Genomic DNA, 14,406 nt, shown 5'->3' on the forward strand with positions numbered 1-14,406 from the left:
CGACCGTAGCACGGAACATTGGAACTCCTTGGAAGTTCTTGGCATAGATTGGCTCGTGCGCTAAGGTGCCCCTCATGGCGGCATCACTGGAGGAGCTCGAGCAGCGCCTGTCCCATCTGCGCACCGAGTTGCGCGGCGCCGTACGCGCCCGGGACAAGGCCGAAACCACGCGCATCCGTCGCGCCCTGCGCGAGGCGGAAACCGCGTGGGAGCAGGCTCTCGATGCAGAGGCCGCGCCGGATGCCGAAGCCGGGCCGGACACCGAGGCACTCGCGCCGGAGGCCGGGACGCGGAAGCCACCCACGACGACAGACGAACCACGCCGCCAGGAGCGCCCCGCGCACGGCTCCATCCCGGTCCGCGAACAGGTGCACCAAGCGCTCACTCTGCTGGGTGCTCCCGCGTCCCCGAAACTCATCTCGTCCGCGTACGAGGCGTTCTTCACCGAGCCGCTCGTCGCCGCCAAGCTCGCGTCGCTGCGCCGGGACGAGGAACGCTCCTTCACGGCACAGGGTTTTGCCCGCCCGTACTACATCTGCGCGGCCCTGACCCACGACCGTCTCGTCCCCGCCCGCGGGCTTCTCGCTCTGTCCACCTGGCCTGTGGAGCGACGGATCATCGCCCCGCTCAGCCCCCGGACCGACTTCCTCACCCACGCGGTGGGCACCGCCGAGCAGATCCAGCGACTGGCCACCGCAGGGCATCCGGCCCCGGACGCGGCCTGGCGGCTGCTGCGCCGGTTCGCCCTCACGATCCCGGGCGCCTGTGATTCCGCGGCCCCGGAACCCGACCCCGCCCGTGTGATCGCCGCCGCCCGTGCCGAAGCGGCCGTCCACCAGCAGGAGGACGACCAACAGCGGCAGACGGCGGCGGAGCGCGTCCGTTCTCAACTCACCGACACACAAAAGCTGTTCGGTGCAGCACCGCTGCGTGATGCCCTGCGTGACGCGAGCGGCAGCATGCACTGACCTCTCCTGGCGGGTGAGACGACCACGGTCGTCCCACCCGCCGGCACACCTCCGAAGACGTCCCCGAAGCAGAGACGATGCCCTCTCAGCAGTCCGAACCCCCCGACGACAGCCTCGCGCGGCTACGCGGACCGCGCCCTCCCCAGCCGTACACCGCCCGCAAGATCACCGCCCTGACCGCCAATCCCGCCTGCGCCCGCCGCGCCGTCCTCGACGCGGCCGGCGTGGACAAGGCGCTGCTCGCCCAGCAGGTCGGATACGAGCCGCGCTTCGGCCAGTCACCCTTCGCCCTCGCCCGCGAGCAGGCGTTCCACAGCCTCGTGAAGTGGGGCGGCTACGCCGAGCTCATCCGGCTGCTGCGCGAGCAGCTCACCGTCCCCGTGGCAGAGGCCCATGTCACCGACCTCAACGAGGTGGCGGGCAACACGGCCCTGCACGTGCGCGAGCGGGAGACCCGCTGCCTCATCGCGCATGTGGCCTCCGGCCAGGACGTACGGCTCATCCTCGACCGCCCCGTGCTCACCCTCGAAGTCGCCGGTCAGACGGCGTACTTGGAACCGGACGCGCTCACCCACCGCATCGACGGGAAGTTCCACGTCGTCCTGATCCGCTCGTTCGCGGCGATCGACGGCCAGGCAAACCCGACCGCCGTCGCCGAGGCGGCCAAGCAGGCCGCGGTCTACGTCCTAGCCCTGCGCCGCGCCTTCGACATCGCCGGGCTGCCCACCGAGCAGATCTCCCACAAGTTCCTGCTCGTCTGCCCCAAGGACTTCTCCAACCGCCCCTACGGCCGCCTGATCGACCTCCGGCAGGAACTCGACGCCCTCCAATTCCAGCTCACGCGCCTGCGGCGCGCCGAGGACCTCGCGGCCCGACTCCCCGAGACGGCGACCCTGGACACGACCCGAAGCACGGACGAACTCTCCTCTTCCATAGAGGCGTTGGACGCGTCGTACACGCCCTCCTGCCTGTCTTTCTGCGAAATGGCGCGCTACTGCCGCGACGAGGCCGACGGATGCGCCTCTCCGGCCCGCCTGGGCAGCGGCGTACGCAACAACCTGCCGGGCATCGACTCCACCCGCACCGCGCTCGACTACCTGGACGGCGTCTCCGCCCCGGGAGAGGCCGAAGCGGAAGCCGCCGACCTGTTGCGCGATGCCGCCCGACTGCGCCGACTCCGCCGGGGGGCCGCATGAGTGTCCTGTCCACCGTCGCCGCGCTCACCGCATCCCGCACCGGCCGTGCCGAACCGCTGACGACCGTCCGCCATCAGCACCTGGACGAGAAGCCGTTCGTCCTGGTGCCACTCACCCTCGCCGGCGAGGCGTGCGCGCCCCTGGCCGCGCTCGCGGGCACGGACCCCGAGCACCCGACCCTCCTCACCGTCCGCCAGCCGCGCAACCGCGCCGAACGCTTCCGGTTCGCCGAACGCCTCGCCGCACTCCTCCTCGCGTACATCGACGGGTGCCGGACGGAGACGGAGCCCTACACCGTCGGCCGCGGCAAGGAGAAGGAGGAACGCCTACGCTTCCAGCGGGCCCCGCAGCTCCTCGTACCGAACGGTGAGGGCATCGCGTACGTGCGCCTGCTCGGCCGTCTGACCAGACTGCGCGCCACCGAGGGGCCGTACGCGGTCGACCCGTCCGTGCCCACCCTCGGCAAGTGGCTGACCTGGTACGCGGAGCTGGCCGAGTTCCCGAACTCCGGTGTGCTCCTCGCGATGACCCGGCTGCTCGCCGCGCACTGGGTCACGGGCCAGAGCCCTTCCGAGGACTCCCACCTCGCGTCCCAGCTCGCCTGGATCGATCCACCGGAGGGCAGCGACGGCGCGCGTGCGGCGCGGGAGGCGGAGGACCCCTCCGTGTGGCCGCCGGCTGGTCCGTCCACGGACCCGGTCTTCGACCGGACCCTCCACGAGCTGATGACGCGCTACGACGAGGCGTCCGACGAGCGCGGACGCGAGGCGGTCGGCCGCCAGATCGACCGTGAGCTGAGCGGCCAGATGCTGCCCACCTGGCGGCTCATGTGGCGCGGCGTGGAGCTGCTCCACGATCTGCCGGAGGGCGCCCACGTCCCCGACCGCTGGGCCCTCGACCGCCGCTGGTTCTCCGAGTACGCCGAGTACCTGGACGCCGACGGCCGCCCGCAGGCCCGCCGCGACCAGGCCGTCAGAGCTGCCCGCCGCCTGGCCCGGCTGGAGGACGCGGTCACCCGCTACGAGGCGGAGCGCGCCTACGACGATCCGCTGGTGATGGCGGAGTACGAGCTGACCGGCGAGGCGTTCACGGGAACGGTGACGGCCAGGGACGAGGACCGCTACGTCCCCGGCGACCGTCCCGGCTCCCAGGTCTGGCGCCCGATGATCACCCTCCGCACCGGCACCGACACCCGCGTCGGTCTCGCGGTCGGCACGGAGGTGAAGTCCCCCGCCCGGCCCGGCCAAGCAGCCCGGATCCTCGAAGTACGACAGGAGGACGACGGCGGCCACACCGTGGTGCTCCAGCTCAAGGGCGGCTTCGCGAACAAGCGCAAGCCACCGGCACCGGCCGGCACCCTCGCGGAGACCGGCGAGGAGCTGACGTACACCACGCTCAACCCCACGGCCATGCCGTCCGCCCTGCCCGACGAGGAGAACACCCCCTGGACCCACGGCGGTCCGCCGCAGCCGTACGAGCCCACCAACGAGGACGCAGAGGAGACCTGGGAGTGACCGCCCTCCTTCCCGACACCGGGGAGCCCGAAGCCCTCACCCCCGGCGAACGCGCGGACCGGGCGGTCGCGGGGATCCTGACCAGCCTCGACACCGCGCCCGGCCGGGGTGTCGTCGTGGACTCGCCTCCCGGGGCCGGGAAGTCCACGCTGGTGGTGAAGGCCACCGGGCACCTGACGTCCGCGGGCCACCAGCTCATGATCGTCGCGCAGACGAACGAGCAGGTCGACGACCTCGTGGACCGCATCGCGCGGGAGCATCCCGGCCTGGCACTCGGCCGCCTCCACGCCGGCGGCCACGTCCTCCCGCCCCGCGTCACCCGGCACTCCAACGTCACCGGGAGCCGCCAGGTGACGGACCTGCGCGACCTGCCCGTCGTGGTGTCCACCGCGAAGAAGTGGTCGTTCGTCACCCCGGACAAGTGCGCGCCGTGGCGGTGGGCCATCGTCGACGAGGCGTACCAGATGCGCTCGGACGGGCTCCTTGCGACGGCCCCGCTGTTCGCCCAGGACCACTCGCAGGCCCTCTTCGTCGGCGACCCCGGCCAGCTCGACCCCTTCGCCACCGTGGAGAGCGACCGCTGGCACGGCCTGACCTGGGACCCCCTGCGCAACGCGGTCGACGTCACCCTCGCCCATAACCCCGACCTCGTCCGCCACCAACTCCCCGTCTCCTGGCGCCTCCCGGAGACGGCGGCACCTCTGGTCGAGCAGGCCTTCTACCCCTTCTACCGGTTCGTCCCCGGCACGACGGCACCGGAGCGCGTGCTGTCGTACGCCAGCCTGCCCCACGGCTCCGGCCCACTGGACGACGTCCTAGCCCGGGCGGCCGACTCCGGCTGGGGCCACCTGGAACTCCCCGCCCGCCACACCCTCGACCAGGACCCGGAGGTGGCGGACGCCCTCGCGGCGACGGCGGCCCGGCTGCTGGAGCGTGGTGCGTTGGTCAATGGGGAGCGGCTGACTGAGGCGCGCATAGCGATCGGCACGGCACGCACCGTGCAGGCCGACGCGGTCCGCGCCCGACTCGCCGATCGCGGCCTGACCGACATCATCGTGGACACCGCCAACCGCCTCCAGGGCCGCGAGTTCGACGTGACCCTGGTCTGGCACCCGCTGTCCGGCCGCCACGACGCCTCCGCCTTCCACCTGGAGACGGGCCGCCTGTGCGTCCTGCTCTCCCGGCACCGCTTCGCCTGCATCGTGGTGGCCCGCGCCGGCATCCGCGACCTGCTGGACCGGCATCCGCGGAGCAGTCCTGTGTATCTGGACGTGCCGCCTAAGTTTCCGGATGGGTGGCGGGCGCATCAGGTGGTCATGGGGTGGCTGGAGCGGGGGGAGCACCGGGTGCGGGCGGCGTGATCATGGGACGAATGGGGTCATTGTCAGTGGCAGGCTGTACGGTCCACGCAGATGTGGCGTGAGGGAGATATCTAGAGCATGGCAGCAGTGATCGAGAACCCGATCATCAATTCGCCCTACGCGGAGCCGGCCTGGCACTGGGAACTGGACGAGCGGGGCCAGCCGACCGGTGAACGGGCTCCCGGTCGCCGCCCGAGCGAGACCTGGATGCCCGTTCCGCGCGCTCGGAAGGGACGCCAGACGTCGGCCGGTGTCCAGCACGAGCTGTTCATCGACAGCATCCTGGAGGAACGCAAGGGCCAGGACGTCATCGGCAACATCCGCAACGAGGTCGACCGCTGGCGCACGGCGGGATACCCCAACATCACGCCGACGACCCGCCGTCTCCTGGAGTACTGGACCGACCCGACCCGGGAACGGAAGCTCTTCTTCGCCCAGGTGGAAGCGGTGGAGACCGCCATCTACCTGACGGAGGTGGGCACGAAACTCGGCAGGCCGTGGATCAAGACCCACCTGGAAGAGACCAACCAGGAGCACAACGCGGGGCTGCCCAGGGTCGCCCTGAAGATGGCGACGGGTGCGGGCAAGACCGTCGTGATGGCGATGCTGATCGCCTGGAACGTCCTCAACAAGGTCGCCAGTCCGCAGGACCCCCGGTTCGCCAAGCGCTTCCTCCTGGTCGCGCCCGGCGTGACCATCCGAGACCGGCTGCGGGTACTGATGCCGTCCGACCCGAACAACTACTACAAGGAGCGGGACATCGTCCCGGCGGACCTGTGGGGTGCGCTCGGCCAGGCGCAGGTGGCGATCACCAACTACCACGCCTTCATGCTCAAAACGACGCGGGAGGGCCAGGGACTCGCGTCCAAGACCAAGAAGCTGCTGCTGGCCAGGTCGAAGAACGACCCCTTCGTCGAGACGCCCAACATGATGGTCAACCGGGTGCTGCGCGATCTGGGCGGAAGCAAGGGCGAGATCGTCGTCTTCAACGACGAGGCGCACCACTGCTATCAGACCCGCGGGGCCGCCCTGGAAGGGGCCGTCACCGTCGACGACCTGAAGGGCGAGGAAAAGAAACAGGCCGAGGAGGAGAACAAGCACGCGCGTCAGTGGTTCGACGGCCTGAACCACGTCATGCGCAAGACCGGCATCAAGACGGTCTACGACCTCTCCGCGACCCCCTTCTACCTGAACGGCTCGGGCTACCCGGAGGGCACCCTCTTCCCCTGGGTGGTCAGCGACTTCGGGCTCCTGGACGCGATCGAGTCAGGCCTGGTCAAGATCCCGCGTGTGCCGGTGGACGATGACGCGGAGCATAAGGACGTCTCGTACCTGAACCTGTGGGAGCACATCAGGGACGAGATGCCGAAGCGCTCCCAGAAGCCGGAGACGCTTGCGGACAAGACGCTTCCGGCTGTCCTGGACGGGGCAGCCCACAGCCTGTACCGCAACTACGCGGAGTCCTTCGCTCGTTGGGAGGAGGAAACCCGGGGTACCGGCTCCACTCCCCCGGTTTTCATCGTCGTCTGCAACAACACGATGGTGTCGAAGTGGGTGTACGACCAGATCGCTGGGCACGAGATGCCGGACACGGACGCCCTCGGCAAGCCGGGCATGTTGGAGCTCTTCTCCAACTACGACAAGCAGGGCCGCCGCTACCCCGTACCACGCACCATCCTGGTCGACTCTGCACAGCTGGAGTCCGACAACCCTCAGCTGGACGCCCAGTTCAAGGCCGCGGCGGCCGAGGAGCTGGAGGCGTTCAAGGAGGAGTATCGCACCCGGTTCCCCGACCGGGACGTGGAGGCACTCACGGATGCCGACCTGCTGCGTGAGGTCCTGAACACCGTCGGCAAGAAGGGCAAGCTCGGACAGGACGTCCGGTGTGTCGTGTCCGTATCCATGCTGACGGAGGGCTGGGATGCCAACACGGTCACGCACGTCCTGGGGGTCCGGGCCTTCGGCAGCCACCTGCTGTGCGAACAGGTGGTGGGCCGAGGGCTACGCCGCATCTCGTACGCGGCGAATGACGAAGGACTGCTGGAGCCCGAGTACGCGGACGTGTACGGCATCCCCTTTCAGTTCATCCAGACCGACCCGAATCGGGAGCTGAAGACCAAGCCCCGACCGGAGCCGAAGCACGTCCGGGCCATGAAGGATCGCGAGGAGCTGCGCATCTCCTTCCCGCGCTTGGAGGGGTACCGAGTAGAGGTCGAGGAGGCGCGCTTCTACGCGGACTTCACGCAGGCGGAGCCGTTCAAGGTGAACGAGCACGTAGCAACGCGGGCCGAGGTGGAAGGCCTCATCGGGAAGAGCGCCACACACACGCTGGTCGACAGCCGAGGTGTCCGCGTCCAGCAGGTCGCCTTCCAGGTGGCCAAGCTGGCGCTGGAACTTCTGGAAGATCCGAAGCAGGGACGCAAGCCTTGGATGTTCCCGAACCTCGTGCAGCTCGCGAAGGACTGGATCACTCGCTGCGTCGGGACGGACAACCAGCGGGACTTGACGATCATCTCCCAGGTCTCCGAGGAAAGGCTGCGCGCCGCCCAACAGTTCTTCGCCGCGCTGAACCGTCAGGAAAGCAACAACTCGTCCAAGGTGGTACCCATCTTCGCGCGGTACGCGCCGGAGGGTTCCACAGACGACGTGAACTTCTACACGACCAAGGCTGTCCACGAGGCCGAACCGGACAAGTCGCCGGTGAACTTTGTCGTCCTCGACGGAATAGGCGGCAACACGTGGGAACAGATCCTGGCTACGCTGCTCGACGGCGGTAAGAACGTGGAGTCGTATGTCAAGAATGACCACCTGGAGTTCGCGATCCCGTACCTCTACGCCGGGCGCACGCACCGGTACCTGCCTGACTTCATCGTCCGATTGAAGCCACGCGATGAAGAGGACCAGCGGCGTCACCTCATCGTGGAGGTGTCGGGCTCGCGAAAGTCGGCTGGCAAGCGGGCCATGAAGGCGGAGACCGCACGCATGTGGTGTGCGGCCGTCAACAACCACGGGGCATTCGGCAAATGGGGTTACGTCGAGCTGTCGGAGGATCCCACCAAGTTCAAGATCGGCCTGAACATGGCGATTCAGTCGCTGTACGACGACGGTGCACTGACGGGCCTCTACGAGGACGGGCTCAAGAGCGTCGAGCGACTCAAGGACGACGATGACGGCGCGGACTGGGGCGGCGACGACTACCCCTGGGACGACCTGTTCAGCGCGGCGCGCGAGGCGGAGGCCGAGCAGCGGCGGCACGACGGCAACGACGAGGAAGGGAAGTAAGGACTATGGCCGCTCCCCGCAGAGGCAACGTAAAGATCGCCGCGAACCGCACCAAGGCCGTGCAGGCCATAAGGCATGAGGACACCCGAGTGAACAACCCCACGGCAGACGCGATCGACCTTGTCACGGAAGAGGTCGAGCAGTCGAAAACACTGCTGTACCCGCGTGACCCCTCGCTCGACCCTCAGCTCGTTTGGAAGGGCAAGGACGAGCAGGACCGCCAGGATCTTGAAATCCCAGCTCCGCCGATCTTCCGCCAGGAGCGGATCGAGCCGCGCTACCTCGTCAAACAGCTGATGGACGAGACGAAGAAGCGACGGGAGAACGCAGGAGGCGAGGGGACCGAGGAAGAACTCTCGCTCTTTGGCACCGACTTCTTCGACGACGGAATCCCGGATGAACTGGACAAAGTCGACTGGTACAACCACCAGATGAACTGGACCAATCGCATGATCCTAGGCGACTCTCTCCAGGTGATGGCAAGCCTCGCGGAGCGGGAAAACCTGCGGGGCAAGGTCCAGATGGTGTACATCGATCCGCCGTATGGGATCAAGTTCAACTCGAACTGGCAGGTATCTGCACAGTCAAGGGACGTAAAGGACGGGGCCCTCACCTCAGCAACGCGGGAAGTGGAGCAACTCAAGGCGTTCCGCGATACGTGGGATTTGGGCATCAACTCATATCTCGCATATTTGAGGGATAGGCTGATTACAGCGCGCGACCTGCTGTCGACATCCGGCTCGGTATTCGTCCAAATCGGGGACGAGAACGTACACCTTGTGCGATGCCTCCTGGACGAAGTATTCGGAGGCGAGAATTTCGTCTCACAGATCACATTCCTAAAGACCAGCAGCTCAACCAGCACATTCGGCGGCACCGCCGACTACATCATTTGGTACGCCAAGTCACGACAAGACATGAAGTTCCGCCAGCTCTTCCGAGAAAAAGCTACCGGCGGCGCAGGCGGATCAGGGTACACGCGCGTACGCCTACCTAACGGCACCGTTCGGCCACTAACTAAGACCGAAGTCGCAGATAATTCCACTCTCCCCGAGGGTGCCAGAATTTTCGCAGGCGATAATTTGACAAGTCAAAGCATGGGGCGCACCAAGGGAGAAGGTGCAGCCTCCTGGTTCAGGGTAGAGATCGGGGGACGATCATTCGACCCTGGACCGAAGGCCCGCTGGAAGACCAACGAACCCGGCATGCGAAAATTGATCGCCGCAAGCCGTGTCACCCCGACTACTGGAAAGAATCTGTCTTACGTTCGTTATCTTGACGACTTTCCGGCCATGCCGTTGAGTGACGTCTGGACCGACACGCTGGGGCAGAACCAATTCGGAGGCGACAAGGTATACGTCGTTCAAACTGCCCTTCCAGCTGTGACTCGATGCATGATCATGTGCACCGACCCGGGCGACCTGGTTCTCGACCCCACCTGCGGATCTGGAACAACCGCCTATGTAGCGGAGCAGTACGGTCGCCGCTGGATCACGATCGATTCTTCCCGCGTCGCTATCACTCTTGCTCGCCACCGTATTATGGGCGCGCTGTACCCCTCCTACCTCCTCGCCGACTCCCCCGAAGGGAAGGCCAAGGAAGCTGAACTCAGCCAGCAGCCGCTTGACCGCTCGCCCTCCAAGCACGACATCCGTCGCGGCTTCGTCTACGAGTGCGTCCCACACATCACGCTGAAGTCGATTGCGAACAACCCCGACATCAAGGATGGGCTGACCCGCGACCAGATCGACAAGGCGATCAAGAAGCACGCCGAGTTCGAGACGCTGTACGACCGTCCCTACGAGAACAAGAAGGCTGTCCGGGTTGCCGGAGCCTTCACCGTCGAGTCCCTGTCGCCGCACCGCTCCGTCTCCTTCGACCAGGAGGTCCCTGCCTCCGAGAAGGCCGCCGAGATGATGCCGTCTGGCGCCTCGTACGAAGAGACGATCCTGGAACACGTCAAGAAGGCGGGCGTGCAGAACGGCTACCGGAACGAGCGGCTGGAGTTCGAGTCGGTCGAGCCGGTCTCCGGTCGGATACTGACCGCCGTCGGCATCCGCAAGGACGCCGAGGAGGGCACGCCAGCCCGCGTCGGCATCGCACTCGGCCCCGAATACGGAACCGTCGACTCGCTCTTCATCAAGAACGCGGCCCGTGAGGCACTCAGGTTCGGCAAGATCGACCTCCTACTCATTCTCGGTTTCGCCTTCGATGCCAACGCGACCGAGGCGACCAACGAGATCAACGAGGAGAGGGGCGAGTTCTCCGTCATCCAGGAGCGCCACGTCGGCACGATGACCGTGCTCAACGTCCGCATGAACCCGGACCTCGCCATGGGTGACGAACTCGCCAACACCGGTGTCGGCAACCTGTTCACCGTCTTCGGCGAACCCGACATCGAGGTGACCGAGACGAGCGACGGCCAGCTCGTCGCCGAGATCAAGGGCCTCGACATCTTCAACCCGACGACGGGTGACGTCCGCGCCGAGGGCCCCGACGACATCATGATGTGGTCCATCGATACGGACTACGACGCCGAGGCCTTCATCGTGCGCCACGTCTACTTCTCGGGCGAGAACGGGAAGTCCACGGGTCTCAACCCGTACGAGCGGCTCGGCAAGGCACTCAAGGGACAGATCGACGAGGAGGCGCTGGCCACCCTCTTCACCACGAAGTCGCGCCCATTCCCCAAGCCCGAGTCCGGCCGCCTCGCGGTCAAGGTCGTCAACTATTACGGCGACGAGGTCCTCAAGGCCATCGAGGTCTGACGTCACCACTCGCGGGGTGGGTGCCTCCACGGCACCCACCCCGCCCACCACCGGCCTCGCACACGGAGGCACCAGTCAGTTCCGGGGGGAACAATGCTGTTCACGGATGCTCAGCACACCGCCATCAACACCCACGACGACAACCTCCTCATCGTCGCCTGTGCCGGTTCCGGCAAGACGGAGGTCATCTCGCAGCGGATCGCCGGCCTGATCGGGCGGCCCGGTATGCAGCCGAAGAACATCGTCGCCTTCACCTTCACCGAGAAGGCCGCAGGTGAGCTGAAGGAGCGTGTGCACACACGGATCCGTGAACTCCACGGCGAGGTGCACGGCCTCGCCGAGATGTACATCGGCACCATGCACGGCTACGCCCTGGACCTGCTGCACAGCCACGTCCCCGAGGCATTCAAGTACAACGTCCTCAACGATGTGCAGACCCGCCTGTTCATCGACAAGTACAGCAAACAGTCCGGTCTGACAACGACGAACGCGGTCGTGAACGGCACCACGAAGCCGCTTCGACGCTATATCAACTCCAAGCTGTACCAGCAGGTCATGTCCATCCTCCGGGAGGACGACGTGGACATGGACGGGCTCCGTCCTGATGTAGCGGACGGGCTCGACAAGTACATGCAAGTTCTCCGCGACCGCTCGTACTTTGACTACACAGCCATCCTCCACTACGCCGCTGTCCTGCTGAACGACGACAACGACGAAGGCAATGAGTCCGTCCTGAGCCTTCAGCGGCACATCAAGGAGACCGTCAAGTACGTCGTCGTCGACGAGTACCAGGACACCAACCCGGTTCAGGAGCAGCTGATCCACGGGCTCACCCGCCACGGCGCGAACCTCTGCGTGGTCGGCGACGACGACCAGACGATCTACCAGTGGCGCGGCAGTGCCGTCGAGAACATCCTCACGATCGAGGGCCGCTACCCTAACGTCCACCGCGTCACCCTGAACGAGAACTTCCGCTCCAGTTCCGCCATCGTCGATCTCGCACGCCACGTCGTCGAGCAGATCCCTCCCGGCGAGCGTCTCAACAAGGCGATGACGGCCGCGGGCCACCAGACCTTCGAGCGCGGTGACCTGCTGGCACTGGAGTTCCCTGACACCGAGGCCGAGGCCACCTGGCTCGTCGACCGCATGGAGCGGCTGCGCGGTGTTCCGTTCCAGGACCGGGAAGGCAGTGAGCCGCGCGGGCTCGACTGGTCCGACTTCGCCGTCCTGTTCCGTTCCGTCAAGGCCGACGCCGGGCCTCTCGTCGAAGAGCTGCGCCTTCGTGGCATCCCGTACGTCATCAAGGGCCTGACCAAGCTCTTCGAGACCCCGGAGGTGCAGGCGTCCGTCACCTGTTTCCGGTTTGTCGCGGGGCTGGCCGACGAGCAGGACGTCATCGATGCATGGGTGGACGCCGGCGTCGGGCTCGCGGAGAGCGACGTCCGTGCCGGGCTTCCCGTACTCACCGCCGCCATGCAGTGGGATGCCTCCAAGTCATGGGACTCCACCACGCTCCAGGGCGTCTTCCTTGAGTTCCTCGAAGCCGTGGAGCTGCGCGAGGAGCGTGTTCCGAACGAGCGGGGCGAACTCGTCTACTACAACCTCGGCCGCTTCTCCACCGCGATCGGGGACTTCGAACGCATCCACCTCACCAGCGAACCCCAGCAGCGGTTCGACGCGTTCGCCAAGTGGGTCGAGCACCAGGCACCCGACTACTACGAGGAGTCCGACGGGGACAACGGCTACGCCCAGCCCAACGCCGTCGTCATCGCCACCGTCCACCAGGCCAAGGGCATGCAGTGGCCCGCGGTCTTCCTGCCCGCCCTGCGCAAGAACACCTTCCCCGCTTCCGGCCGGGGCGGCCTCGGCGTCTTTCACGTGGTCGAGGAGGCCCTCATCCCGGGCGCGGCCCGCTACCGGGGCACCGAGGCGGACGAGCGGCGCCTCTTCTATGTCGCCGTCACACGCGCCCAGAAGTGTCTGGCGCTCTCCTTCGCTCCCAACGGTAAGCGAAACGGCAAGAAGCGCTCGGACTTCTTCAACGAAGCTACGGGAGTCCACACCGTCCTGACCCGGGAGGTCGTCCCCTCCCCCGATGGCCGACTGACGCCGACCCCCAGGCGCGGCACCCCCGAGGTCGTCATGTCCTTCTCGGACCTGAAATACCTCTTCGAGTGCCCGTACTCCTTCAAGCTCCGCCTGCTCTACGGCTTCGACTCGCCCCTGCAGAAGGAACTCGGCTTCGGCAAGTCCCTGCACGACGTCATGGCTGAGATCCACAAGCGTGCCATCGAGGGCGACATCGCCACCCCCGGGGAGGCGGAGGACCTAGTTGACCGCCACCTGAACCTCCCGTTCGCGAACAAGGCGGCGGCGGACCAGCTCCGCCCCGCCGCCGAGACGGCCGTCCGGCGATACCTGGAGCGCCATGGCGCGAGCCTGCACCAGACGCGGTACTCCGAGCAGCCTGTCGAGATCCACCCGGTCCCCGGCGTCACCGTGACCGGCCGTGTCGACCTGATCAAGCGGCTGGACACGAACGAGACGTCGGTCGTCGACTTCAAGTCCAGCGAACGCGCCCAGGCCGAGGACCTGACCCGTGACCAGTTGCACCTGTATGTACTCGGCTACCGGGAGCTGACCGGGCAGGACGCGGACGTCGTCGAGGTCCTCAACCTCGACAAGGCAGGACGCGACACCCGCGAGTTGGTGGACCCCAAGGTCATGACCGACCTCGGCAACCGGGTCACGGAGGCAGCGGATTCGCTGCGTACCAACCGGATGTCCCGCCTGGACCGCTGGTGCTCGTCCTGTGCCACCTGCGACTTCGCAGGCATCTGCCGCAGCCGCGAGAGCTGATGGCCACCGATCCATTATTGAAGGAGTCGGAACTCACAGCTCCGCTGAAACACAGGGCCGTCGGCCGTGAGATCCCACTCCGCCCCAACCGTCTTTCCACCAGTGTCGCTTCACCGACCGCCTTCTGACCCTGACGGCAGCACTACCCTGTGAGTTGGAGGGTTTTCAACCCGAGGAGGCTGACGCGAGTGCCCGCACTGTGTACCGGATGGCTACGTGAACTCCGAGGCCACACACTCATGTTCACCGGTAAGACTCTGGTGGATGGAGAGTGGGTTTTTCGCAAGGACTGCATCTCTCGTTCCGAAAACTTGGGAGCCACCTGTCAAAATAGTTTCTCCAAGCGAGTAACACTCGTCGTTCACGGTGAGTTGGCAGGCAACGTCAAGGACGCTGACCGCGGGCTAAGCCAAAAGCTCCTAAAGGTAATGCAGTCACGCAGAATGGGACAGCACATT

7 protein-coding genes are annotated in these 14,406 nt (G+C 66.5%); all 7 read left to right on the forward strand.

What is annotated here, in order from left to right; translation table 11 throughout:
• Positions 1 to 74 precede the first annotated feature (74 nt).
• The 7 genes from STRBO_RS0130630 (at position 75) to STRBO_RS0130660 (ending at position 13,948) form a co-directional block, all read left to right on the forward strand.
• On the forward strand, positions 75 to 968 hold the full coding sequence (locus tag STRBO_RS0130630; RefSeq protein WP_005478564.1) for a hypothetical protein: 894 nt from the start codon (positions 75 to 77) through the stop codon (positions 966 to 968).
• Between the two features lie 77 nt (positions 969 to 1,045).
• The gene (locus STRBO_RS0130635; RefSeq protein WP_005478565.1) at positions 1,046 to 2,164 is read left to right on the forward strand and encodes a hypothetical protein; all 1,119 of its coding nucleotides are present in this window, start codon (positions 1,046 to 1,048) and stop codon (positions 2,162 to 2,164) included.
• The gene (locus STRBO_RS0130640) at positions 2,161 to 3,678 is read left to right on the forward strand and encodes a hypothetical protein (RefSeq protein WP_005478566.1); all 1,518 of its coding nucleotides are present in this window, start codon (positions 2,161 to 2,163) and stop codon (positions 3,676 to 3,678) included. Before STRBO_RS0130635 ends, STRBO_RS0130640 begins: the two co-directional genes overlap by 4 nt.
• Entirely contained in the window at positions 3,675 to 5,039 is a 1,365-nt protein-coding gene (locus STRBO_RS0130645) for an AAA family ATPase (protein WP_005478567.1), read from the forward strand. Before STRBO_RS0130640 ends, STRBO_RS0130645 begins: the two co-directional genes overlap by 4 nt.
• 78 nt (positions 5,040 to 5,117) lie before the next feature.
• Positions 5,118 to 8,321 carry a BPTD_3080 family restriction endonuclease gene (locus STRBO_RS0130650; RefSeq protein ID WP_202498799.1) on the forward strand — a complete coding sequence of 1,068 codons (3,204 nt, stop codon included), beginning with the start codon at positions 5,118 to 5,120 and terminating at the stop codon, positions 8,319 to 8,321.
• A gap of 5 nt (positions 8,322 to 8,326) precedes the next feature.
• Positions 8,327 to 11,089 carry a site-specific DNA-methyltransferase gene (locus STRBO_RS0130655; protein WP_005478569.1) on the forward strand — a complete coding sequence of 921 codons (2,763 nt, stop codon included), beginning with the start codon at positions 8,327 to 8,329 and terminating at the stop codon, positions 11,087 to 11,089.
• A 93-nt stretch (positions 11,090 to 11,182) separates the two neighbouring features.
• Positions 11,183 to 13,948, forward strand: coding sequence for an ATP-dependent helicase (locus STRBO_RS0130660; RefSeq protein WP_005478570.1), 2,766 nt, complete (start codon positions 11,183 to 11,185; stop codon positions 13,946 to 13,948).
• The last annotated feature ends 458 nt before the right edge of the window (positions 13,949 to 14,406 follow it).

It is taken from the genome of Streptomyces bottropensis ATCC 25435, from assembly GCF_000383595.1.
Lineage (GTDB): Bacteria > Actinomycetota > Actinomycetes > Streptomycetales > Streptomycetaceae > Streptomyces > Streptomyces bottropensis.

What these genes read in the sequence shown, in the direction of transcription:
- STRBO_RS0130640 (WP_005478566.1), top strand. Translation starts at nt 2,161, where the DNA reads ATGAGTGTCCTGTCCACCGTCGCCGCGCTCACCGCATCCCGCACCGGC.
- STRBO_RS0130655 (WP_005478569.1), top strand. Translation starts at nt 8,327, where the DNA reads ATGGCCGCTCCCCGCAGAGGCAACGTAAAGATCGCCGCGAACCGCACC.
- STRBO_RS0130635 (WP_005478565.1), top strand. Translation starts at nt 1,046, where the DNA reads ATGCCCTCTCAGCAGTCCGAACCCCCCGACGACAGCCTCGCGCGGCTA.
- STRBO_RS0130630 (WP_005478564.1), top strand. Translation starts at nt 75, where the DNA reads ATGGCGGCATCACTGGAGGAGCTCGAGCAGCGCCTGTCCCATCTGCGC.
- STRBO_RS0130660 (WP_005478570.1), top strand. Translation starts at nt 11,183, where the DNA reads ATGCTGTTCACGGATGCTCAGCACACCGCCATCAACACCCACGACGAC.
- STRBO_RS0130650 (WP_202498799.1), top strand. Translation starts at nt 5,118, where the DNA reads ATGGCAGCAGTGATCGAGAACCCGATCATCAATTCGCCCTACGCGGAG.